23 protein-coding genes are annotated in these 23,709 nt (G+C 36.7%); 2 read left to right on the top strand and 21 right to left on the bottom strand.

What is annotated here, in order from left to right; genetic code table 11:
- Window positions 1–329: 329 nt before the first annotated feature.
- From J2T16_RS09325 to J2T16_RS09255, 15 genes are all read right to left on the bottom strand, one after another.
- Window positions 330–1,241, bottom strand: coding sequence for a BtrH N-terminal domain-containing protein (locus tag J2T16_RS09325; RefSeq protein ID WP_336120861.1), 912 nt, complete (start codon window positions 1,239–1,241; stop codon window positions 330–332).
- A gap of 58 nt (window positions 1,242–1,299) precedes the next feature.
- Window positions 1,300–1,545, bottom strand: a complete 246-nt coding sequence (locus J2T16_RS09320; protein WP_221791700.1) for a hypothetical protein — start codon at window positions 1,543–1,545, stop codon at window positions 1,300–1,302.
- 782 nt (window positions 1,546–2,327) lie between these two features.
- Entirely contained in the window at window positions 2,328–2,576 is a 249-nt protein-coding gene (locus tag J2T16_RS09315; RefSeq protein WP_221791701.1) for an acyl carrier protein, read from the bottom strand.
- Window positions 2,577–2,760: 184 nt separating this feature from the next.
- A complete protein-coding gene (locus J2T16_RS09310; protein WP_221791702.1) occupies window positions 2,761–3,309 on the bottom strand; it encodes a hypothetical protein in 549 nt (182 codons plus the stop codon).
- Window positions 3,310–3,509: 200 nt separating this feature from the next.
- Window positions 3,510–5,267: an ABC transporter ATP-binding protein gene (locus J2T16_RS09305; protein WP_221791703.1), complete on the bottom strand. Its 1,758-nt coding sequence runs from the start codon at window positions 5,265–5,267 to the stop codon at window positions 3,510–3,512.
- Complete coding sequence (locus J2T16_RS09300) at window positions 5,260–6,612, bottom strand: glycosyltransferase family 4 protein (RefSeq protein ID WP_499018217.1); 1,353 nt, start codon at window positions 6,610–6,612, stop codon at window positions 5,260–5,262. Before J2T16_RS09300 ends, J2T16_RS09305 begins: the two co-directional genes overlap by 8 nt.
- 32 nt (window positions 6,613–6,644) lie before the next feature.
- On the bottom strand, window positions 6,645–7,760 hold the full coding sequence (locus tag J2T16_RS09295) for a DegT/DnrJ/EryC1/StrS family aminotransferase (protein ID WP_499018216.1): 1,116 nt from the start codon (window positions 7,758–7,760) through the stop codon (window positions 6,645–6,647).
- Between the two features lie 11 nt (window positions 7,761–7,771).
- On the bottom strand, window positions 7,772–8,740 hold the full coding sequence (locus tag J2T16_RS09290; RefSeq protein ID WP_499018214.1) for a cysteine peptidase family C39 domain-containing protein: 969 nt from the start codon (window positions 8,738–8,740) through the stop codon (window positions 7,772–7,774).
- Entirely contained in the window at window positions 8,728–9,726 is a 999-nt protein-coding gene (locus J2T16_RS09285) for a Gfo/Idh/MocA family protein (RefSeq protein ID WP_221791707.1), read from the bottom strand. The genes J2T16_RS09290 and J2T16_RS09285 overlap by 13 nt, the downstream gene beginning before the upstream one ends.
- Complete coding sequence (locus tag J2T16_RS09280) at window positions 9,723–9,986, bottom strand: phosphopantetheine-binding protein (RefSeq protein ID WP_221791708.1); 264 nt, start codon at window positions 9,984–9,986, stop codon at window positions 9,723–9,725. Before J2T16_RS09280 ends, J2T16_RS09285 begins: the two co-directional genes overlap by 4 nt.
- Complete coding sequence (locus J2T16_RS09275) at window positions 9,973–11,232, bottom strand: AMP-binding protein (protein WP_499018213.1); 1,260 nt, start codon at window positions 11,230–11,232, stop codon at window positions 9,973–9,975. Before J2T16_RS09275 ends, J2T16_RS09280 begins: the two co-directional genes overlap by 14 nt.
- A gap of 28 nt (window positions 11,233–11,260) precedes the next feature.
- A complete protein-coding gene (locus tag J2T16_RS09270) occupies window positions 11,261–12,382 on the bottom strand; it encodes a class-II aminoacyl-tRNA synthetase family protein (RefSeq protein WP_434349134.1) in 1,122 nt (373 codons plus the stop codon).
- A 14-nt stretch (window positions 12,383–12,396) separates the two neighbouring features.
- A complete protein-coding gene (locus tag J2T16_RS09265) occupies window positions 12,397–13,317 on the bottom strand; it encodes a DUF6005 family protein (RefSeq protein ID WP_499018211.1) in 921 nt (306 codons plus the stop codon).
- Between the two features lie 603 nt (window positions 13,318–13,920).
- Window positions 13,921–14,946 carry an FkbM family methyltransferase gene (locus J2T16_RS09260; protein WP_221791711.1) on the bottom strand — a complete coding sequence of 342 codons (1,026 nt, stop codon included), beginning with the start codon at window positions 14,944–14,946 and terminating at the stop codon, window positions 13,921–13,923.
- A 28-nt stretch (window positions 14,947–14,974) separates the two neighbouring features.
- A complete protein-coding gene (locus J2T16_RS09255) occupies window positions 14,975–16,180 on the bottom strand; it encodes an ACP S-malonyltransferase (RefSeq protein WP_221791712.1) in 1,206 nt (401 codons plus the stop codon).
- 329 nt (window positions 16,181–16,509) lie between these two features.
- Here J2T16_RS09255 and J2T16_RS09250 point away from each other — a divergent pair, with 329 nt between their 5' ends.
- Window positions 16,510–17,349, top strand: a complete 840-nt coding sequence (locus J2T16_RS09250) for an ATP-binding cassette domain-containing protein (protein WP_221791713.1) — start codon at window positions 16,510–16,512, stop codon at window positions 17,347–17,349.
- A gap of 5 nt (window positions 17,350–17,354) precedes the next feature.
- Window positions 17,355–18,065, top strand: coding sequence for a hypothetical protein (locus J2T16_RS09245; protein ID WP_221791714.1), 711 nt, complete (start codon window positions 17,355–17,357; stop codon window positions 18,063–18,065).
- Window positions 18,066–18,298: 233 nt separating this feature from the next.
- Here the strand turns inward: J2T16_RS09245 and J2T16_RS09240 are convergent, their stop codons facing one another.
- The 6 genes from J2T16_RS09240 to J2T16_RS09215 form a co-directional block, all read right to left on the bottom strand.
- Complete coding sequence (locus tag J2T16_RS09240; RefSeq protein ID WP_221791715.1) at window positions 18,299–19,366, bottom strand: HAD-IIIC family phosphatase; 1,068 nt, start codon at window positions 19,364–19,366, stop codon at window positions 18,299–18,301.
- On the bottom strand, window positions 19,350–20,552 hold the full coding sequence (locus J2T16_RS09235; RefSeq protein WP_221791716.1) for an acyl-CoA dehydrogenase family protein: 1,203 nt from the start codon (window positions 20,550–20,552) through the stop codon (window positions 19,350–19,352). The genes J2T16_RS09240 and J2T16_RS09235 overlap by 17 nt, the downstream gene beginning before the upstream one ends.
- Window positions 20,553–20,580: 28 nt before the next feature.
- Window positions 20,581–20,820 (bottom strand): acyl carrier protein, encoded by a 240-nt coding sequence (locus J2T16_RS09230; RefSeq protein ID WP_221791717.1) that lies wholly within the window; start codon window positions 20,818–20,820, stop codon window positions 20,581–20,583.
- 48 nt (window positions 20,821–20,868) lie between these two features.
- Window positions 20,869–21,717: a 3-hydroxyacyl-CoA dehydrogenase family protein gene (locus J2T16_RS09225; protein ID WP_221791718.1), complete on the bottom strand. Its 849-nt coding sequence runs from the start codon at window positions 21,715–21,717 to the stop codon at window positions 20,869–20,871.
- A 160-nt stretch (window positions 21,718–21,877) separates the two neighbouring features.
- Window positions 21,878–22,900, bottom strand: coding sequence for a C39 family peptidase (locus J2T16_RS09220; RefSeq protein WP_499018207.1), 1,023 nt, complete (start codon window positions 22,898–22,900; stop codon window positions 21,878–21,880).
- Between the two features lie 143 nt (window positions 22,901–23,043).
- Window positions 23,044–23,709 (bottom strand): acyl carrier protein (locus J2T16_RS09215; protein ID WP_499018205.1); only part of this gene is annotated, 666 nt, incomplete at its 5' end.

Here is a 23,709-nt window from a genome sequence, read left to right as displayed (position 1 = left end):
CATTAAGTTGATGGCTTAACTTCAACTCGCTTGACCTTGAGTGCAAAAATTTGAAAAAGATTGCATTTTCTAATATCGTACTATTTTATTTATTCCTACAATCAACTCAATTCATCATATCATCAAGAAAAAGACCCACCATGAGTAATAATGAGAGCCTTCCAAGATTTATATTTGTATCTAAGCACGTTGCATCAGTGGATGAGGAAGTATCGGGAACTAAAAAAAGAACCTTTCACTGAACATATGGTGTCAAGGAATTCGAAGCATAGCTAAAAGAGATAAGCCGGTTGCTTCAACATAATCAATCTTAATTTTTGACATGACTCTTATTTAACATTGTTTAAAATTTTTTCATTTATTAATAGTTCCAGTTCAAGAATATCTTCAAGTTGTCCATCTAGATTAATATCGGTCCCAATTTCATAAATTTTGTAAAGACTAATACAAAGTTTTTCCCACATACCAATTAACTTATTGATCTCTCTTCTGATTTCATCATCTGTGAAACTCTGCAAAAGATATTTTCTAGAAACAATAGGACCATTCAAAGACTTGATACTATTAAGAGTTTCAGTATAAGATAATGATTTATAAATTGGTTCCAATGTCTTTAATTTTTCAAGACCTTTTTTTAAATTCAGTAGCTCTTTTTTACAATTTTTGAGTAACTCAAGTGCATTCAATTTAATTATTTCTGGGATCCGATCTTTAATTCCAACATCCTCGACTACTACTTCTATATCAAAGAAACTCACTTCATTATTACTATTAGGTACATTTTTCAAAGCAATATCTAAGTCATTTCTTTTTATTGAAACACACTCAAATTTATTATCACTTACAAGAAAAGTATCATTTGAAATATCATATTGATGGATAAAAATAAAGTGACTTCCAATATTATTCTTATAATTAAGGTGATCGTAAGTCAAAAAATAGCAATTAGCTACAGCTGATACATAATTTCTAACTTTCAAAGCCTCTATTAAATTGGCTACTTCAAACTTTTCTGTAGTGTAATTTAAATGAAAAAATTTGATTCCAGTTCTATCTTCAAATATTTCATTATTAACCTTATTCCCTGTGACACTGATATGCGGGAAATACCCATTATTCATTTCTTCGATTTTTAAACCATATCCACCTAACAAGTAGAAAATATCAATTTCATTTAAATCAATTCCTTTTTCCTTTGCCAACCTAGCTATTATGTAATAATAACAATGATTTTTAGTCATGTTTCCCTCCTGACACATATAATATTACTAAATTATCAAGAAAGCACAAAAGTAAAACTTATTCATCAATAACAACTAATAAATCTTTACTAATTAAATCTTTTATAAGCTCCATGACCTCGTTCGGATCATATTCCACATTTTTAGTCAAAGTTTGGACATCACTTGATTCATTTATTAGCGGTTTGATTACTGAGTACACTGCATCGTTAATATAAAATGAAAAACTTGTCACTAAATTTACAATTAATTTTCCATCTTTAAATTCTTTAATCGTATATTCCGGATTTAATTTAACTCTCAATTGTCTCTCTCCTTTTTGAAATTCTAAGATATATAATGCAAATTCTCGAACCAAAAGAGCTAGGGTTACAGGAAAGTAGGTTCGAGAAGATGCTACATCAACTGAAAAATCTTGACGTACAGGATTCTACTAAGCCTCTTTTTCCATTATTTACAGCTTATTGCTACCATGTACCGATTAAAACGAAGAATCAATGCGTCGCTTGCAACTTATCCTTAACTGGAGATAAAAAACTTTTCAACTTCTGAAATCCATCTCCTATAACAAGCTCGGAAGTATAAAGGTCTCATTATTATTTTTAAGGCACACACTAGTGTTTCTTTTAAAAATATTATTGAATAACGAAATTTTTAATTATTAATTTTTTGAGTGACTATTTGGTGTAACGCCAACAGGAACTACTACAAATGTATTCATACCATAACCCCTCCCTATACGTTATTCACTAGTGTGCACTTTAAAAATAATAAGATTGCTTATTAATGATAAATCGTTTTTTACGGTGCCTTGTGGTTTTGTTGATTTACGCGCCTCGTAAACTTCCCGCACGCGTAGTCAAAGCCCATAACTGAATATCGAACAGTAAGAATATAAATATGTAAGCTTCTTTGACAACCTCTGATATGCTCTGCATCATCTTTTTCAATTTGTTCCTTTAATTTATATACCTATCAACTTCTCTAAATATTTACTTAGTATTCAAATAAAATACTAAATTAAGTATTATAAGTAGAATTTACCACATAATCTCCAAAATAACAATCCAAGATGTCAAATTTGCTCTATCCATTAATTTTTTTGAAAATAAATTCACTTACATTAAAAACATTAAAAAGGATTTCGTCATCTACCAGATCCTCATCATCAAATTCGAATCCAAATATACTTTCTATTAGAACAACTAATTTCATTGTATTTCTTGAATCCAGTCCTATGTTCTCCAAACCCTCGCTTAATTCAATCTCACGGTCAAGGCTTAGTAATTTTTTTATCTCTTCAGTAACAACTAGCTGAATATCGTATAATTGCATATTTCTACCTCCAATATAATATCTGGCTTTTTAGCTTATTTCAGTTTTAAAAAAATTCAATTTCAATAAAGATAGCTTTATATATAACATTTTCTAAAGGGAAATCTAATATTCCATTCAGGAATTGCTCGCTACTAAAGTTGTAAATTTAATGGTTTATTTGAGAGTTACATAAAAAATAAACTTAAACCATACTATTTCTTTCTTCAGAAAGCTTCATAGGGTACTTTATTATCTCCGAAATCATTTCCGGATTAAAATACTCAACCAATTGCATTCCTTCAATTGGATATGAATCAAATCTTACCTTGTACTCTTTAAAAGGAATTTTCTTTTGAGATTCAAATTGAAGTTTAAAAGGCTCATTCTGCAGATTGATGACTTCGGAAGGTTGTCTGTATCCAGAACGAATAATTTTTCTGGTCGAACTTGAACCTGTCCTCTTAAGTAAATGTCCGATTCCCTCTTTCTTCAACATGATAGAGTTGAATAAGTCGAGAGGCATGAAGTCTGAATAGAGGATTACAATATTCTGCGAAATCGTCATCTTATACTTATGCGAAAATAGAAATGACTCGCGAAGGATTATGTTATCTGTTTCTAGTTTCTGTTGTTTCGTAACTTTGACCTCCAGCCGATCCTCTGTAATTAACTCTAACAATTCCGTGGTTAGGTCTACAGATGAAACCAACATTCTAAAGATAATGTCTTCGTATAACACACTTTTCTTCATGAAGTTGTTGTCTCCTAAATTAAAGTCATTATTTTCTCATTAGTAGTATAAGGACATGTATCAAAATTTCTGACTACTTGTCATTTCATTTAAAAATAGTGTGTTACTATAAGAGTAGTACCTGTATGTTGCAGTAGTTTTCGTTTTTTTCAAATTCACCTATGCTCATGAATTAGTCTACACTGGGATGAATTCATAACTTAAATCATTTCGACTGTTTCTCTTTCTTTGGCCACCATGGAGTAAAATCCTCCCCTTTGGTTGATCAATTGTTGATAATTTCCTTTCTCCACTACTTCCCCATCTTTTAACAAGTAAATACAGTCAAAATCCATGATTGAATCCAGGCGATGCGTAGACAAGATGATTGTGCATTCTCGCTGTAAGTGTTTGATCGATTTAAAAATTTCCATCTCTGTCATTGAATCTACAGCCGATGTTGGCTCATCCAGCAAAATGATTGGGGGTTTACGCAAAAATAAACGTGCCAGCGCAATGCGTTGTCTCTCGCCCCCTGAAAAGTGACCTCCATTGGGGTCCAATTCAGTATGTATTCCATTCGGAAGATCAGAAATAAGCGTTCCGAGGTTTGCCATTCGTGAAGCTTCGACTACTTCTTCTTCCGTCGCTTCTAACTTTGCAAGTTTAATGTTTTCAAATAATGTTCCTTTGAAAAGGTACGCTTCTTGAAATGCCATCCCTATCGTAAGATTGATTTCTTCGCGGCTCAAATCTCCTATCAAACGGTTATTTAAATGAATCGAGCCCGTTTCATACGAAATCAAGCCCATTAGTGTTTTTAATAAAGTCGTTTTACCTGAACCGCTTGGTCCGACGAGAGCTATCATTTGACCAGTAGAAACATGAAAATCAATATTTTTAAGAATCGGTTTAGCTTCGCCAGGAACGTTCAAATCATTAACACTCAGAATTGGTTCTTTAGTACCCAAGTTCCTTTCCTTCATCTCTAGAATATACTTATTATTCTGATACGTTTCGACGGGCATTCCCAAAAACTCTTCAATACGCGAGATCGCTACTTCGCTTTTCATAACAGAACTATAAAGTGAAGCTGCAGCTAGTACTGGGGTTAGAACATTACTGAGATATCCAACAGAGGCTACCATACCTCCTAGTGTCATCGTTCCATGAAGGATCTGTCCGCTTGAATAATAGTATACTGTCAGTATGATAAAACTGACAGAAAGAGAGCCTACTTGAGAGGACAACATTCCGTATATCGTCTCAAGCGTACTTGACTTAATCAAATGCGAATAGACTTTTTTGTTTTTATTTTTTTCCCATTTTTCCAGTCCAAACACGCGAATTTCCCTAGAGCCTTCAATATGTTCAATAATCATGGCTCCCACTTCTTCGTTGTGAGAGCGAATCTGCTGAGAGTATCGAATCAACGGCTTACGAAAAAGCATGGGCAAAATAATAATAAATGGAACGCTTAATAGTGCAACTACGCCTAAAACCCAGTTGATAGAAAACAAAAAAATAAGAGCAAAGAGAAGAGTGACATACTGACTCACCACTTCTACTAAAATATTCGTTAGAAATTGCGCAACAACTGCAGGGTCCATCCCAACCAAAGCAGTATACTTACCAACCCCGTTCTTTTCAATGATATCTACAGGTATTTTACGAATATGCTGGATGATTTTTTCGCGGATGTCCAATGTATACCTTATATCCAAGTTCCGAAAAATCCCCGAGCTTACTATGTTCATGATAAAACCAAATGTAATAAGCGCTGCGCAAATAATAATAATAGGAATTAATTTACCCTCTTCCCCGCCTATTAGCACGTGATCAATCAAGTACGCAAGCAACATCGGTTGAACAGCTATAGATAGCAAACCCATAAATTTACACATATATGCCACGATTAAGAAAATTTTTCGATGTTCGACCAGACTACTAATACGTTGAAATAAACCATATCTAATCATTGCACTTTCCTCCGGCGAAATGATGGATAAACCGCTTAGCAATAGGCATCCATTCTTCATGTTTGATACCGTTTTGTTCAGTGAAAAAACTAAAATATCGATTATTAACGAAACTAGTCTCCTGAATCACGGTTTCCGAATAAAACTCTTTGAGATTAATGAGGTTAGCGGTTTGCAACTCCTCAAACTCTGTTCTTCTCGTATCAGAAATTAGGTGAGTGTCAGCATTTCTAATTTCGCTTATAATACGCGGTATCACTTTCTTATAATCGTAATAAAATGCGGCCTGTAATGCCCCCTTAGAAAGTTGCAACCGGAAAGAATCATTACATAAAATTCTCGAGCAGCATAACAATGCATTATCCATATCTATCTCCGGGAGATCACGGTCCCAGAAGCAGTCGACAAATAAACCGTCAATTTCATCATTAACCACCTCCATGAAACCATCCCATTTCGTGCAGACTACCGGAAGGCCATGAGTTTTCGCTTCAATTAAATTAAACCCGAATGTTTCACCTGGATCAGTTGACAGATTAAGAAGCAAACTAGCACTGCTCAACAATTGCGATTTTTCCTCCCCCTCAACAGGGCCAACCCATTGAACAATATCGAAGGAATTTGTACCATGCATCACCTTTTCTATTTGCAATCGATAAAGATCAATTTCCTCTTTGTTCCTTCCCGTGAATTCCCCTGCTACGATCAATCTAACTTCAGGGAAAGTTTTTCTTAATTCAGCAGTTAATTTTATAGCATTATGAATATTCTTAACCGGTTCTATTCTTCCTATCATGAGAATATTAAATGGCTTGTTTGCCAATGAACGTTGAACAGGATTGTGGCAATCGATAAAAAGCGGTATACATACAGTTTGTTTGTACACTGAAGACAGGTTTACTAGAGCCGTCTTGCAGGATTGCGTCGCAGCAATTACGATATCTTGTTTTCTAATAAGCGGAGCCAGTGCTATCCAATGCTTTAGCCATTTTTCCGATCCAACGGAGTGAGCAATGATAAGAAATCGAATATCAAGATTCATATGATTTCTGGCTAACAGTAAATAGGGAGTCAATTGAGGAAGGTTAGCAAAAATGATTTTCGTATCAAGATCAGCACACAGTTTTTGAAGCCTTAAAGAAGCGGTCTTGATCTCTTTCTTTTCTAACCATCTTTCAGGTGAACCATTAAAAAGTTTTAGAAACTTAATAGGAGGAATGCCTATCAGCCGAGTATGTTCCCCGATTAACCTTGTCAATTGAGAATCAATGACTCGTTCGTTGACGCGTTTAGGCCGTCCATCGATATAGGCCATCCTTATAAAATCTGTCTGTTCCAAAGACATTTTTGATTCGCTCCCCACTATCAAAACTCCAGTTAGTTAGTTCCCATGTAAGATCTTATTTCATCACATACGTATTCGATATCCGCTTTTGATAATGCTATACTCATTGGAAGAGAGAGGATCTGTTGCGCATACTCCTCACTCACCGGAAACGCCCCTCTTCCGTAACCGAGATGCTGGAAAGCCGGTGTCTGATGCACAGCTGTTGGATATTGAATGGCCGTTAATATTCCTTTCTTTTGCAAATGTTTTTTTAGGGCATCCCGTCTGTCCTCTTCCACTCTGATAACGTATAGATGAAAGACATGACTTTCATTTCCACGATGTTTAGGCACAATAACACCTTCAACATTTGATAAATTTTCACTATATATTCCTGCATTCTCACGTCTTCGCTCCGACCATTCGTTTAGATATTTTAGCTTTAGGTCAAGAACAAGCGCTTGCAACGGATCTAACCTGGAATTAAAGCCTGGAAACTCATGTATATACTTTAGTTCTCCTCCATGATTCCGGAGTTTACGAAATCCAGATAATAGTTCTGGGTGATTGGAGGAGATTGCACCACCGTCACCAATAGCTCCCAGATTCTTGTCAGGATAGAAGCTAAAACAACCGATACTCCCGATACTTCCAGCATACTTTCCATTTAAATGAGCCCCTGCAGCCTGTGCGCAATCCTCAACGATAAAAATCCCTTTATCCGCTGCCCACTGAACAAATTCGTCGATATCCACCATTTGTCCATATAGATGTACGGGTATGATCGCTTTCGTTCTTGAAGTTACGTTAGCTTTCACCTGATCCAAATCGATTAAATAAGAATCTCGCTCACAATCAACTAAAACTGGAGTTGCACCTGTATGATGAATGGCTTCAACCGTAGCAATAAACGTATTTGTTGCGGTAATTACCTCGTCCCCTTTACCGATCCCTAGTGCTTTTAAAGCAAGAAACAATGCGTCAGTTCCATTGCCAACACCCGCAACGCCTTTAACATCCAGAAAACTCGCGAAATGTTTTTCAAACTCTTTTACAGGAGCTCCGCCAACAAAAACACCATGTGCGCACAGTTCGTTAAAACGTTGTTCCCATTCTTGTCTAATCAACTGGAATTCATATTGAGGTGCAGAGAACAATACTCCCATTAAAAAGCCCCCTATTCGGTTTCCTTTAGCTTAAGTTGTGTATTATGATAGACAAACTTTAGAAAATCCAATTCTTTCTCCTCAAGGAGCTTAGTATAATTAATGATTTTATCTACATATTCCGGTTTAGGTTGACGACCAATTTTAAGTATATTAAGATTCAAAGAGTTCCATAATTTGGAAATATCCTCAATCGACTTATCCCCGTGTTCAATAACATCTTGAGTAAAACCTGCAAGACTTCTAAAACTTCCCCATACTAATCCACGTAATTTAAGAATTGACGTGATAGAAATAGAATTTTTACTTGACCACTCATTTCGTACTTCCTGAGTCCATTCCACACTTTCCTCAATTATCTCGCGGAATTTCCTTAGCGCTCTGGCACCGCCAGGAACATATTCCAAACAGTAGGAATTGTAGTTTCGTTCCGCAGAAAAATTAAGTCTTTGCTCGGAAGATAATGTCGACTCCTTATTTAGATGAATCGTATTCATACCAGCACAACTTGGAAATGCGCTTGCATGGATAAGTTCATCCATTGAGATTTTCCCAACGTATTTGATTACGGGATCTACAATATGGAAAGTTTGTGTTCCAGGTTCATATTTATAAACTAGCAAGCAATGTCCAAAAAATTGATTTTCAAAACCAAGCATTGATTCAGGAAAAAAACCAAGTTTTGAAGCTTCTACTTTGTAAATTACAATGTTTCCTCTTTCCACTTCCCTAATCAGAAGCTCATAGGGACCCACTACAAAATCTGATTTCATACCATAAATTGCTTCCAAATTGTAAAATGAAAAATTCCTGCTCGAAAGCAACATTGTAAGTTCACAGTTTAGATTCCAATAGTCTGCGATAAAATATCTGTAATCTCTGCCTGTCATGTTCAAACTGGTTACAACGGCGGAAGATAAGCACTCTAAAGCTCCCAAATTAATCACTTCAGGATTCATAACTTGCTTTAAACTCGCCATTTACTCACTTCTCCCATTAAAACCTCATTCTTCCGAATTTGATCAATCCAATGCATGGTTTTAATTGCTTCATCTAAAGTTACAATGCATTTACCTTTGCCTTCAATTTCCAATAGAAATGAAGTGTAAATTACCTCCGAAGCAAATCTAGAAAGTCTAGGAATTTCCCTCATCTCAGAGGTTGCTCCCCTTACATTCACAAAAGCCTTATCTTTATATACGACTACACTTCCTCTTTCGCCAACAATTGTCCAGGATGGCTTATCTACATTAGATAATGAATGGATTTCTATTGTTGCCAACAGGCCATTTTCGAAAGCAATCGTTGAATTCACATAATCGTCCGCATCCCCTTGATGCCATCCCATCTTATAAGACGAGCCAGTAAACGAAACCACCGAACCTAGATTTAATTGTTGTAGCTGATCAATTAAATGGACTCCCCAGTCCAGCAGAACCCCGCCGCCCTTAATATCCATTATTCTCCATTTTGGATTGTAAGATTGAATTCCAAATTCAACCCCCGCTCCATCCATATGATGGGAGCGTTCCAAAAACAAAACTTTCCCAATTTCACTAGATTTCAGAATCGATTGAACGAATTGAAAGTCCGGATCAAATCTGCGATTATGAAATAAAGTAACAACTCTATTCATTTCAATAGCTTTTTTTTGAATTTCAATGGCCTCCTGCGCGTTCATTGCAACAGGCTTTTCAATAATTAAATGTTTTCCGTATTGTAAGGCTTTTAACGCAATAGAATAGTGATATTGGGTCGGAGCGGCAATTAACACTACATCAATAAGAGCATCCGATAAAAAAAGGTCCAAGTTCGAATACGTCTGTAGCCCTCTGGCTTCAGCATGTTTCCTTCTCTCTTCCGTCACATCGTATATTGCCGTAAGTTCAAGACCTTCGACTTTTCGTATAAGTGAGTTGTGCATCAACTCTACAATGCGGCCATACCCAGCTATACCAATCCTCAAACTGGCTCCCCCTCTAGCAAATTCTCTACGAAATCCACCAATGAGCCTACAGAAGTAAGAGCACTCGGCTCCCATGTCTCATCTGGTATCACTACTTCAAATTGTTCTTCAACATAAACAGCGATTTGCATGACCATAAGGGAATCTATACCCAGATCCTCGAAAAGTTTACTTTCTTCATCTAATATTGCAGAAACCGTGAGATTTAATTCATTGGACATAATTTCTCTGATTTTCGCTTTAATTTCATCTCTTGTCATTTGTTATACCATCCATTTCTCTTAATATTTTTCTGCTTATCTTCCCATTTTCTGTTCTTGGTATTTTGTCAACTATCTCAATGCTTCCAGGCACTTTATATTTTGGAAGTTTGACATTACACCAAGCACGTATACTTAAGTTACTCACATTCTCCGCTACAACCAAAGCCTTGATACTTTCACCAAATACAACGTGCTTTTTCCCGAATACGACCACCTCTCTAACATTTTCCATTTGTAATATAGTATCTTCAATCTCGGAGGGATTCACCATATACCCCGAGACATTGATCACATCATCAATACGTCCTTTCACTTGCAAAAAACCGTCTTTCGTTAAAAAGCCCGCATCTCCCGTGTAAATCACTTTATCTTTCCTATGTACTAATATTTCTTCATCTGTGCAGGCTTCCACTAATCTCGTCTCAACCCTCATTGTATTTAATATTTTACCGACATTACAATTTTCTGTTTGGTTTACTCCTATAGAGATACACCCTAACTCGGAACAACCATATTGATGCCATAACTCTTGCGTGCTGGCCTTCAACAACATGAATGTTTTTTGAGGGATATATGCGCCTGCACTAACCACTTTATGAAACCTCATGGATTCTTTAGAAAAAGATAAGAGCAAACTGAATAAAGACGGAACCCCAAACACGATTGAATTTTTCGTTTCCTTTATCTTATGTATGATGTATTTAGGGTTTGAATTTGTAATAAGTATTGGAGGCTTGGTTCCTCTAGCCAGTGCCGAAAGCATGCCTGATATCAAACCAAAAGAGTGATGAATAGGAACCAGCACAACTGGAGTTTCATCCGCTCTCCAATCATGCATTTCGTTATAAGCGGTAATTTCTTCTTGAACTTCTATCCAACTGCGTGAAATTACCTTTGGCTCCCCCGTCGTACCAGAAGTCATCTGATAAATTGTTGGTTCAGTCTCCAACGCCATTCCTCTAAGTGGAATAACATCATTCAAATTAGAGTAAACAATCCCCCCGCAGCCTCCCAACTCAGCAATTTCCTTCGCTTTCGAAAGGGGAGTGTCCGCATGCAAGAGAAGTATCCCTCCTCCCCTTTCCATTACAAATAGTAAGATAGCAAGTATTTCAAACGGGTGTCGTAGACATACAGCAATCCTCTTTCCCTGAGGAGAACAAAGTGCCGGGTTATTACCTAATAGATCCATTTGCCTCTGTAAATCTTGGAACAAAAACTCTTCATTATTAACGTTTAACATAACTCTCCCCCTTGGACAGACTGTCCTATCAAAGCAACAATTCTCTCAATTTATTTGGCCAAGATGAAGGCGTACTACCAAAAGAGGAGAGAACTGCATAAACCCAACGATCCAGACCAAATGCTATACAGCCCGAATGTAAAATGGGATTATTAGGATCTATAATACCGAATGAATTAACCAGAGATGAACGAGTATTATTGAAGGATGCTATGGAAAAAGATTCTGTTCCTGATCGAACAACGGCAATCAATTCGTATTTCAAATTCTTTACAACCTGATGCAGACTTTTGCCTGTATCGTCAGAGTAATAAAACAAATCACTCGCCGATTCTATTTTCCCTGCCAACCCCATTTCACAAAACAATCCCCACACTTCTTCAATTAATTCTTTTCTCTTAGCCTCAACAAATTCCGGCTCCCCTATAACGATGATCTCCTTCATCGCAAACTCGTTCAGTCTATAACTGGATAGCCGCCATGGAGCCTCATGCCGAAAACAGTTGGAGTCTGCTGTTATAACTAATGGGGTCTCGATTTCCCGATCCGCCAACTCCGCATAACAGTGCATACAAGTTGCTGTAGAAAGAGAAAACTTACTTTGCCGAGCAATGGAGTCGCTTCCTCCTGATTCTTCAACTTGATCGAGAGCTTCTAATAAATGCGGGAATTCCGAAACCATGAAGAGATTCTGAGGAAATGAACGAATGTAACCGCATCTTTTTAAAACCTGCGTCTCTATAAGCGAAGAATACTTTCTTTCATCTAATGTATGTTTTAAAGCAACTTTTTGTAACAGTCTATTCAGTGAATCATAAAGTTCCAATGCTACACCACGTTTGACATTATGATTAGGCGAATAGATATTCGATAAGTCTTCATGCAAATTTGGAACGGTTACTTCGCTTAAATTATCTTTTAATATTTTGGTCGAAAATCCTCGATAGGATTGCTCACGAGAAATAAGTTGAAGCACAACATTTTCAATTTCTGCACGCTGATCGGAAGAAGAGTGCTCAACAACGACTTCGAAGTTCTCCTTATCAAATCTACATCCTTCGATGTTCTCAATACTGTAAATTAATTTGGACACAATCATATCCGCTAATTTATTGTTAGAAATTTCGTTCATCGAAATCCGAGTTTCCATTAGAACCCCCACCTTCAAATAGCTTTTTTACAAATTAACAATAAGTCCGCCTTAATCTCCGATTCGAGATTCGCGAGGTTTTCTACTTTATCAAGTAACCTATTTAAATCCTCAACCTTACCGTTAATACCTAGTTTAACAATTAAAAATGCAAGACTGCTCCACCCTGTTTGGAGTATTTTCATTCTTTCTTCATTCAGATCTAAATTTAACTTCATCGTTTCTGATAAGTAAGAAAAAGCATATTCATATGCTTTTTTTCTTTTCGCCAAAACACCAAGTTGACTTAATTTCTTAGAGATCTCTTTCATAACTTTTTCAGTTCCGCCTAATTCAATTGCCTCGCTTAAATTTCGACTTACTACTGAGGATAATTCATTATCAAAATTCAAACAGGAATCGGCTAATTTGCGGAGTACATTTTCCTTTGTTGGTGAATGTAATTTTCCAGTGTCCAGAGTGAACCACATTGTTGCTTCAATAAAAGAAGAGGCAATATCTGCATGAGGTACACTTCCACTCCAATTAAAATAGGAATCTATTATACGACAACAGTCTTTCGTTTCTTGCTCAATAATGACTAAGTGCGGACGATGTTTAATTTTGTAACAACGATTCGGGTAATTTAAGTAGAACAAATCGACACAAGCTATAACCCTTTTATCGTTTATATTCTCGGGCATACTATTATGTAAACTATCAAAATTGAAATTTTTACTTTTAAAAAGAAACATATCTATAGCTTCTCCATATGTTTCCGTGAAATCCTGAACAAACGATTGAGGGGATAGATCCGTTGAGAAATAAGTTAATTCGTGATTTTCATCCCAAGTAATAGGCACATTCCATGCACCAAAATAAAGTGGCCGGTAATCTACAGGATAACGTCTCTGGTTTAATAGAAAAGCAAAACTATCAAGCAGACAATGTATCAAATTTCATCTCCCTCCCATCACCTAGATAAAGGAATTTAAGGGTGTAAGACATTACTTCTAAGTAAATATTATACATTCATTTCTCTATTTTGGGAACAAAAAAAATAATTTGATTTTGATACATATTAAAGAATAAAATAAAATTATATATTTTAATGTTAAAAAAATCTCTATATTCCACTAAAAGCAACATTTTAGTGACATATAGAGACTATTAGGGCTCATCAAACCAATTTCAGATCGTAAAATATATTAAGAAAAGGCTCTTTTAAGGCTCCAGAACAAGCTAGCCCTATTAGAACATTCCTAGCAATATGATGTGATTTTTTTACACTCCCTAGCCAGAGAGGATTATATATATTTAACATCACTGCTAGTTCATTCGTAACATTATTCTATTTTTTAGAACACAGCTTAATTTTCTACTTTTCACAAAGAGGCTTTATGGCAGTTTGGAGCGGGAAATATCTCCTATAGAGAGGTCCATTCAGCTAGAAACTCAACTCTTTATTGCCAATCTTGTGACAAACTTTTGACGTCAACGCAGAGGTAAACACGTATTTCAAATTTAATAAAAGAATTTCATATTTACGTCCCAAATCGTTAATTATTTTGAATAGCATAAAGATTAAAATGGTTAGTCCCCTTATACAACACATCTTGTTCTATATGAACTTGATAGTTTAAATCCCCTAAAAATTTCTCAATCTCCGACACCCTATTGTTTAAGTCGTGAATTTCCATTACAACTTGCCGGATTTTTGGCCAAGCCTCATCCGGAATACCTCTCAATATTTCCCACTCTGATTTCTGAGCATCTATCTTAAGTAGATCAATAATTTTAATAGGATGCTCACCCAACACACTTGCCATGGTACGAATTTCACATGTAAATATTTCGCTTTGTAAACGGTCATTCACGGATAAAGCCACTAAATGCTCTTTATCTTCTTTTACGTTGGTTGCATTTGTAATTATATTTCTAAGTGATTCCATCTCCTGATCTTCGTTAGGATGAAATGTTGACATACCTGAACTATGAATGTAATGAGTAAAAGTACCACTACCTTCTTTATTAGAAATACCACATTCAAATAAATGAACTTGATCTTTATACGCGTTTAGATTTTTCTGCAGGGCTTTGTAAGTTAATGGAGACGGTTCAAAAGCGTAGACTGTTATCCCCTTATTACGTTGTAAGGCGAACAATGAAAACAAGCCGATATTTGCTCCAATATCAAAAACACAGTCTCCATCACGCAACTCAATCCCATTAGACAAATAAGACTGTTTAACGAAAATATCCTCATAAAAGTGATCAGCATCCGTCTTATTCAAATATTCAACCTTTAAGCCATTCGGGAGTTGATATACATGCGACCCTGTCGAATCTTCTATATGCTCGTCTATTAGACTGCATATTGTGTCTATGCTATTGAATTTCTCAAAAAATTGCTCACGTATCTCCATCTGTATCTCAAACTCTTGTTCAAGGAACATGGTGAGCTGGGCAGCAAAAAGTGAATTCATTAGACCGAGCTCCACTAAATTATCACTATCCGATAAGTTATGGTGTCTGTAGAATCGTGAGATAAAATTTCTAATTTTATTTTTATTCTCTTTCGTCAATGTCATTTCCTCATTTCGTTTATTAAATTTAATCTTGACAGAGCAATTTCCCCAGTGTCATCTCTCGTTCATTTAAAGGTACTTGCTTATTCACAAGGACTTGCGTTAACAGCTGAATAGCTCTTTCTCGCTGTTTATTGGATAAGATATTTCTATGAAGATTAACCTCCCTATCTATTTGCTCAAGCTCAGTGTAGGCTTCAATCGCAGATTCGAAAGCGGACTCATCCAGATTTCGATTACGTGTTGTTACTGCAGCTTTCAAACATTGTGCCATAAATTCAATATCAGAATATTTTTTTGGTTTTAGGGCTGAGAGTGAAGGCAATTCATTGGCTATTCCAAAAGAATATGTACTAAATGGAGCATCATTTAACTTCAGTAAATTAGTTAAAATATGTTGAGGTCCTACTTCAACCATGACATCAATGTTATTTATGCTCAAATAATGTAAAATATCCATCCATTTAACCGGATGCGTCAAATGTGATAATAACAATTCTCTCACCGATTCGGGTGTAGTATAAGGAAGACCTGTTACATTTGACATAACTGGAAAAGAAAAATTGGATACCTTTAAATCTTTAAGCTCTCTTTCCATTAGATTTGCAACTGGTTGCAATATGGGACTATGGAATGGACCACTCATCATAAGTGGAGTTACTCCTCCCCCAAGCATAACAGCTGCATCTTCTGCTTCCATCACTGCTTTTGCATCCCCTGTAATAACTGTCTGCAGGGGAGCATTATAACAAGCTATGGAAACCTGACATCCCACAGAAGATACCTTCGAACAAATGTTTTCTATGAGTCCACTTTGCACATGATCGATAATCGACATCGAACCCTTTCCCGAATTGCAATAAGGAAAACATAACTCTCCTCTTAGTTGTAAGAGCTTAAGTGCATCTTTGAAAGATATTACTCCACTAGCAACAAGCGCAGAGTATTCTCCCAAACTATGACCAGCGACATAATCCGGTTCTAATTCTAACTCTTCTTTTAATACCCTGTAGGCTGCAACACTCGCTGTAACTATAGCTAATTGTGCCATATCAATTTGGCTTAGCTTTAATAAGCTTCCTTCGAAACACAACTTCGTAATGTCAATACCAGTCACATCATTAGCTTCTTCAAAAGTTTCTCTCGCTGAGGAAAACTGGTCATGGAGCGTCTTTCCCATTCCAACATATTGTGTTCCCTGTCCTGGAAAAATGAACGCGCTTTTCTTCATTTTCAAACTCTCCTTCGCTAACATCATTAACTCTATATTCATTTTGATGAGACCAATGAAACTACTATTGTAACAATTTAACATTATCACTTTATCCCATAAATGTATATTTATCATATTCTTTTACACAACAAAATAAGATTATATTCAATACAAGAAAAAAGGAATATAGAATATACTAGAAATGGAGTGACAATATGTTAAATTTGCGCTAAACTAAATTGGTTGCTACTTACTTCTTGAGAAGTGACTGAAAAGAGCAAGTTAAGATATAGGTGAAATTTTATGAAATTAGGTTAACTAAAATATATAAAAGGAGGACATTAATATTGAGCTCAATTGTGGAATTAAATAATATAACTAAACGTTATTCTAATAAAGTTGTTTTATCGACTATATCGCTGACTATAAATCAAGGCCAAACACTTATTTTGCTAGGCACAAACGGTTCCGGTAAGAGCACCCTTATTAGAATAATTGGTGGTTTTATTCACCCCACCACTGGACACCGCATTGTCAATAATTCGCAGCAACCAAAGATAGGCTTCATGCCGGATCGCTTTCCCAAGCATAAATTCACCTCCCAGGAATATTTAATACATATGGGTTGCATTCAAGGTCTAAAAAAAGATTATCTGCACCAAAGGATCAAGGAATTACACTCACTTTTCCATTTACAGCTGAGTGATCAACCTATGCGGTATTTCTCTAAAGGCATGCTACAGAAAGTTAATATGATGCAGAGCATATTATCCAGACCAGACTTGCTTCTACTCGATGAACCTTTATCAGGTTTAGATGTATCCTCTTCACTCGAAATGATTAGCGCACTGCAGGAGTTAAAAAAACAGGGGGTTACGATTGTAATTTCAACTCATGAACCTGCCATGCTCCAAAGAATAACTGACAGGATCGTCACAGTAAAAGATGCTTCACTGTTTGAACATGAAGAACAACAAGTTTTTAATGAAGGAGCTTCTCTTGTAATTTGTAGGTTTAAAGATATGAGTCTGGCTAATCAATTTTCATCCCATATAGGAGTGATATCCAGCTCTACTGCTAACAGCCTAACCAGTTTCTATGTACATGAAGACTCCTGTGATACCCTGCTTTTAGAAATATTACAAGCCGGTGGATCGATAATTAACATTGACAGGAAGGGAGTCTAACTTAAATGTTACACATCTTATTTTATTATCATAGGTATTATCAACGTTCTTATCGTTATGTAGCACCACTCACTTTGTATCTTATAGCTGTTTTTTTCCTGTACGGGGTTGTGCCAAATCCAGTCATGGATAGCTATGCGATTACGTCCACCTTTCTTTTTTTTGTTTCGGCTTGGTTTTGCTACGGGTTTATTGATATTGAAGATGAGACACAACAAATTATTACTTTCCTTCATTCTAGAAAGTTAACTCTTCTTTATGCCTTAAAGCTTCTGTACATATGGTTGTTCACTCTTCCAATCTCAACGTTCGCAATTATTTACCCTATAATATTTGATAAATTTGACTATACTCCAAGTTTTCAACAAGCTTTAATTGCCTTCAGTTGTCATCAACTATCAGCTTTGCTCGGAATCTCAATAGCAGTATGGTTTAATCAAAAGCTCTTCAGAACAACCCGTTTATCTTTTTTTGGACTATGTACTATTCTTTCAATTTCATTAGGAGGCCAAGGTATTATAGATCAAACTACTCCTATTATTTCATGGATAATTCCTCCTTACCGAATAATTCTGTTCATACTAAGTGATGACAATAAAACAAACAATGTTCTAACACCAATAGAAATTGCATCCCCCGTTATTTATATAACAATTTTGATTCTTTCTTTCCTTCTGGTTATGAAGAATAGGAAATTTGAGAATAGCAATAAATAATTTTTGTTACTCATATAAGCGGCTTAGGATAATAATTAGAATATCTGAAAGCCGCTTTTTTTGTAGTATGATAATCTACGAAACGTCCGAACAGTATACAACAGCATTTTTAAGTAGATTAATAGACATATTTTCAGGCATTGTTGTGATAGAATAATCTACATCACACAAACTGGTTCACGCCATCTAGAGATAGATCTTCACTCTTTAATTCATCTATTCGAACCATACCTTTACGAAACGTAGTCAAATAATGTAATGTACTCTGGTACATTTTGAAGTTGACTCGGTTCGTGTTCAAGTATAAGCATGCCTTCTCTCTCTTCCAACTCCCTGAAACCTGAAAGTTTATAAGTAAGTAGCATCATCCGATTACGGCCAGTAGGTAGAAACTCCCCCCGTAATATTTTCCCAGCATTATTGGCAAGTTTGGCTATAAAGTTCAACATTACAGCCCCAATCCCTCTCGAGATAACTCGACAGGATACCAAAAGTAGTTTCAGGGTCCAACAATCATTGTTGCATTCCAGAAGTGCCAGTCCTACTTTACCATAGGTTCCAAATTTATCATCTAGACCACAAATTATAAGTTTATGATTAGGAGAATGTGATAAAGCTTCAATTTCCTCGTAAGAAAATGTATAGCCGGTTGCATTCAATTGATTCGTTCTTACAGTTAATTCCTCTGCCCTCTTTAGATCATCTCCTTCAGCAAAGGAAAGAGTAAGTACCATATCGAGTGAATACAGGAACTCGTCTTGCTGACCTTCAAAACGATCCTCAGCGCTCTTGCGCACAATATCGTTTAAGTACATCTGTCTACGATTTATGGAATCCTTTGTAAGGAATGCGGGTGAGAATTCTGACATTTTAAGCAAGTTAACTGTCTCCACAGCGTCTAGACAAAAAACTTGTGGATGATGGAAAGTCACTTCTTCTCGTTCGAAAAGTTGATCATCAATAAAGGCTATCGCATCCATATTTATGTTAATCAGATTGGAGATAGTTTGGACTGAACTAGATTTGTTATTCCAGTTAATCTGCGGGTAAATGAAATATTCTTCGATACCCAATTCTTTCAATTTCTCCATTGCAATATCATATTCATTCCTACTAGCTATCGACTGAAGTATACCTCTCTTATCTAGGCTTATAATGACATCAAGAATGTGTGAATGTAGCTGAACCTCAGAATTCTCCATAAGAATTCCATTCCATATGGTGTGATCTAAGTCCCAAATCACACATTTAATATGGCGTTTGGCCTTAGTCTTTATTTTCTCATCAATTGGAAAGGTCATGGGAAATATTCTCCTTACTTTTCTCCAAATTAGCAGCTTTTCTTGATGCTCGACGGACAGTAATGATTTCTTGTGTTGCAATGAGTATTTCGTGCATTTGTGTCGTTCCCTCTATAATTTCATTAATTTTGGCATCACGATAGTATCTTTCAATTGGATAATCGTTGTGACATCCATTGGCCCCATGAATTTGCACTGTATCACTTGCAATTTTATTAAGCATGGTCGAGGCAAAATACTTAGCTGACCAAGTTTCCATGATGCTGTCTGGATCACCTGTATCTCTCAAATACCCGGCTTTATAGCAAAGCAACCTGGCAGCTTTAATATTTACAGTCATTTCTGTAATCATCTTTTGAATCAATTGGTTCTCCCTTATGGGCCTACCGAATTGAATTCTTGAATTTGCATAGTGAGCTGAAGCTTCAAAACATGCCTGTGCCAATCCTACACTGCCGCAAGCAATCGTAAATCTACCGTAGTCAAGACATGGTAACGCGATATGTGATAATCCCATCCCGACTTGTCCAAGAAGATTTTCTTTCGGGATCCTGCAGTTGTTAAATCGTATTTCAGCAATCATAGAAGCCCTTGCACCTAACAGCCCTGACATAGGTATAACATCAAATCCAACATTGCTCTTCTCTACTAAAAATGCAGTTGGCTTCCCATCATACTTGGCAAAAATGAGAAACATTCCACTTATTTGACCCATAGTTATCCATTTTTTCTGACCATTCAATACATATTCGTCTCCATCAAGTACGGCAGTCGTTTCAATGCTTTTAGCATCACTACCGACATTCGGTTCGGTAAGTCCAAACGAAGCCAATACCTCACCGGAAGCTAGCTTCGGTAACCAGTAATCCTTCTGACTTTCTGTTGCCCATCTCAGAATTCCCAATGCCACCATACCTTGTACCGTCAACAAGCTTCTCACTGAGGAACATCCTCGACCCATCTCTTCATTAAGAATACCTAATGTAACGTTATCCAGCTCCATACCACCGTACCTCTTAGGAATCATGGAGCCTAGATAGCCCTTTGCACTCATTATATGTATAATTTCAGGATGAATTTGCTCCTGTTTATCGTTATAAGCTGCGCGAGGAACTATCTCCTGGTCAACAAAATTTCGAAATTCATATTGCCATGTTGACTGTTCTGATGTTAATTCAATCTTCATTACAATCCCCCATCATTAAGCAGATTTTTCAGTTGGTGGTCTTTTTCTGAATCAGACTGACCATCTGATTTATTGTCCTGAAGTTGGACAGATCCATGTCCTGAATTTCGATTGTTATAGCGAATTCTTTTTCGATAAACATAACCAGCTGCATAGCAAATAGGGAATTAACAAATCCCTGTTCAAAAATGTCATCATCATCTGTCAACTCACAATTACGAAAATAACGGGTTAAGAAAACTTTAATCTTAGATTTTATCTCATCCATCTTATTCACTCTCCACTAAGAATTTCTGATCATAGTGTTCTCTATTAATTAGGGATACACATAAAAACCCTGACCACTTTTTCTACCATATAATCCTGCATCAACCATCTTCTTCAGTAATGGACAGCAACGAAATTTAGAATCCTGATAGCTTTCATAAAGAATGTTTAAAGAATGAACCACTGTATCCAAGCCGATTAAATCTCCCGTTTCCAGAGGTCCCATTGCATGCCCGTAACATTTTCTAAAAATTGCATCTACATCCTCTGGTAAAGCTACTTGATCTTGGACAACAAATGCAGCTTCATTAATGAACAAGTGTGAAATGCGATTTGAAACAAAACCAGGATAATCATTAACTATAATTATTTCTTTGTTGATGCGTCTCATGAACTTTTCGACTGCATGAATACAACTGTTAGAAGTATGGTACCCCTTAATTACTTCCACTGCTCTCTTAACAGCTACTGGATTCATGAAATGAGTTCCTATCACTTTATCTGCTCTCTTGGTTAATGCAGCCAATTTGGTAATTGAAATACATGAAGTATTGATCATAAAAATGCACTCTTCTTTACAAACATCATCAATAATTGTGTAAATTTCTCGCTTCACTTCCCAATTTTCAGTTGCATTTTCAACAACAAAGTCAACATCTCTCAATAAAGAGTAATCCGTCCCAAAATGGATACGTTGCATTATTGAATCAGATGCCTCCAGAATCTCAGAAGAATTAAATAATGAGCGGAAACGTAGATCATTTGTAATTCTTTCTCTGGATTCCTGCAGTATTTTCTCGCTGACATCCAGTAGTACAACTTCTAGACCGGATTGAGCGAGGTTCTGCGCAACACCGCAGCCCATAATGCCCGCTCCAATAACGCCAACTTTAGTCATTTTAATTCCTCTTTCTGTGGAGTTATTTGAAGAAGCAACCAAAAATTCAAGTTACTTCTTCCGTAGCTCATAACCAATCAAATATAGTGTTAAGAACTTGTACTGTGACCTTAACCACTGTAGATATTCCAGCTTAATACGACTCTTTATGATATGGATATTAAGATAGATCACATAGGAAAGCTAAAAACTCCCGTTCCTGATCTACTGCTTTTTTTATCCCTTGCTTGATTGACTCCACCAAAAGCTGGTTATCGTTTGCACGTTGATATTTCACAAGCATAAAATTACTTGAAACCCATTGTCTAATAATCCCTTCAATCAGGCTATCACCCAATAGAACGTTAGCTTCAGTTAATTCGCAACTTTCCTTATAGCTTTTCCAGAACACACCTCTCATTTTATAGATAGAAGTTAATGAGATATTATTCTGCATTATCCAGCTATCTCTTTTGGCTTTTGTCCAGTGAAAGCTTGCATCTAGATCATCAATGAAACTCTTCACAGCAAGATGTATTGAAGAGTGATCATTTGGGTACAAATAAGCCATATAGGCCTGTGACACTTTTTCCTTAATATAGGAGTTTAACACCATAGATTTATAACCGTTTTGTTGGAGCATATAATATGAGAATCCTGACGTGGATGTACCCGCAGCTAGTAAATCTTCGAATCTAATTTCCCCTAAATACTTGGCAGTAGGGTCAGCTAACAAAATACGATCTGTTGTCTCGTTATAGCCAACCAGGAGAATAACGTGTGTAAAACCAGAGTTCTCATGAGTTAACATCACTTTTGGAAAATAAGTTAAACTTGAAGAAATACAAGAATAAAAAGATACATGCCCTTGACTCAGACTTCTAATCAACTCTTCTTTACTCGAATTAATTGCAGGGACTATGTCAAGACCATAGGATTCCGTCAAATTATATTCACTTGCTGACATACCGGCAGCTAGATTCCCGTAGTCGTATCTTAAAGACCAGTATCCTATTAAAAAGTAATTCGGATTCATCCCAATATGTTTAAGATATGAGACTACACATGAGGAAAGGCATTCCATTGGCGCAAGTAAAGTCAAGCTCTCCTCTTTAAAAATAACGGGATTGAATATCACCACCGAGCCTCCTTCTCTACAGAAGATTTCCTGCTTCTTTTTTTGTGGGAAGCCTAAGAGATTCATTAGATGACTTAATAGAGCATCGTATATTAGCAATCAGCTGTTTTGCATTCATATATAATTTTCTTTAACACAGAAGCTATAATTTGTTGCCAATCTATATAAATCCATTGAGGCAGCTCCTTTCTCGAATCATTGTAGAATGTTTAATACTTTAATGGTATTGGGTTTATTGAGCTAAAGTAATCAGATTGTTCCCTCACAGTGGATAAGCGAAAAAGCTCTATAGGCTCGATTTCTATTCCTGCCTCATCCAGATCGACAGCAAGTGTTAACAGAGAGATAGAAGTACCTCCAACTTCAAAAAAGTTATCATTTACTCCAACAACATCTGTATTGAGGATTTTTTTCCAAATTGTTAATATCTTTTCTTCAAGTTCGGTTTGAGGCGATTCGATTTGAACGTTTTCGCTAAGCCTTTGCGGGATCGGAAGTGCGCTACGATCAATCTTGCCACTGGATGTCCGGGGTAGTGCCTGCAATCTCATCACCTGGCCCGGTACCATGAAGTCTGGCAATTTCACGCGCAAGTGCCTCCGTACTTCGGCTTCCTCCACCTCTTTGCTCGATACGTAGTAGCCATACAGGGTGTCTTCCCGCACCTCCGCGGCCGACTCTTCGATCTCCGGCAATTCCAGCAGCACCGACTCCACTTCACCCAGTTCGATCCGGTACCCCCGGATTTTCACCTGCCGGTCCATCCGTCCCAGGTAACCGAGGCTGCCATCGGGTAACCAGCGCGCCAGGTCTCCGGTTCGGTAATACCGTTCTCCCAACGCTCCCGTGATGAAGCGCTCCGCCGTTAATTCGGG

Source organism: Paenibacillus intestini (assembly GCF_030803945.1).
GTDB classification, from domain to species: domain Bacteria; phylum Bacillota; class Bacilli; order Paenibacillales; family Paenibacillaceae; genus Paenibacillus; species Paenibacillus polysaccharolyticus.
The sequence above is the reverse complement of the archived record's forward strand: the minus strand, read 5'-3'. Positions and strand labels throughout refer to the sequence as shown.

Bases quoted from the DNA above. Each gene is read 5' to 3' on its own strand.
- J2T16_RS09325 (WP_336120861.1), bottom strand. From the start codon at position 1,241: ATGACTAAAAATCATTGTTATTATTACATAATAGCTAGGTTGGCAAAG.
- J2T16_RS09255 (WP_221791712.1), bottom strand. From the start codon at position 16,180: ATGAAGAAAAGCGCGTTCATTTTTCCAGGACAGGGAACACAATATGTT.
- J2T16_RS09275 (WP_499018213.1), bottom strand. From the start codon at position 11,232: ATGTTAAACGTTAATAATGAAGAGTTTTTGTTCCAAGATTTACAGAGG.
- J2T16_RS09245 (WP_221791714.1), top strand. From the start codon at position 17,355: ATGTTACACATCTTATTTTATTATCATAGGTATTATCAACGTTCTTAT.
- J2T16_RS09310 (WP_221791702.1), bottom strand. From the start codon at position 3,309: ATGAAGAAAAGTGTGTTATACGAAGACATTATCTTTAGAATGTTGGTT.
- J2T16_RS09270 (WP_434349134.1), bottom strand. From the start codon at position 12,382: ATGGAAACTCGGATTTCGATGAACGAAATTTCTAACAATAAATTAGCG.
- J2T16_RS09225 (WP_221791718.1), bottom strand. From the start codon at position 21,717: ATGACTAAAGTTGGCGTTATTGGAGCGGGCATTATGGGCTGCGGTGTT.
- J2T16_RS09240 (WP_221791715.1), bottom strand. From the start codon at position 19,366: ATGACCTTTCCAATTGATGAGAAAATAAAGACTAAGGCCAAACGCCAT.
- J2T16_RS09290 (WP_499018214.1), bottom strand. From the start codon at position 8,740: ATGGCGAGTTTAAAGCAAGTTATGAATCCTGAAGTGATTAATTTGGGA.
- J2T16_RS09295 (WP_499018216.1), bottom strand. From the start codon at position 7,760: ATGGGAGTATTGTTCTCTGCACCTCAATATGAATTCCAGTTGATTAGA.
- J2T16_RS09235 (WP_221791716.1), bottom strand. From the start codon at position 20,552: ATGAAGATTGAATTAACATCAGAACAGTCAACATGGCAATATGAATTT.
- J2T16_RS09315 (WP_221791701.1), bottom strand. From the start codon at position 2,576: ATGCAATTATACGATATTCAGCTAGTTGTTACTGAAGAGATAAAAAAA.
- J2T16_RS09300 (WP_499018217.1), bottom strand. From the start codon at position 6,612: ATGTCTTTGGAACAGACAGATTTTATAAGGATGGCCTATATCGATGGA.
- J2T16_RS09280 (WP_221791708.1), bottom strand. From the start codon at position 9,986: ATGACAAGAGATGAAATTAAAGCGAAAATCAGAGAAATTATGTCCAAT.
- J2T16_RS09230 (WP_221791717.1), bottom strand. From the start codon at position 20,820: ATGGATGAGATAAAATCTAAGATTAAAGTTTTCTTAACCCGTTATTTT.
- J2T16_RS09220 (WP_499018207.1), bottom strand. From the start codon at position 22,900: ATGAATCTCTTAGGCTTCCCACAAAAAAAGAAGCAGGAAATCTTCTGT.
- J2T16_RS09305 (WP_221791703.1), bottom strand. From the start codon at position 5,267: ATGATTAGATATGGTTTATTTCAACGTATTAGTAGTCTGGTCGAACAT.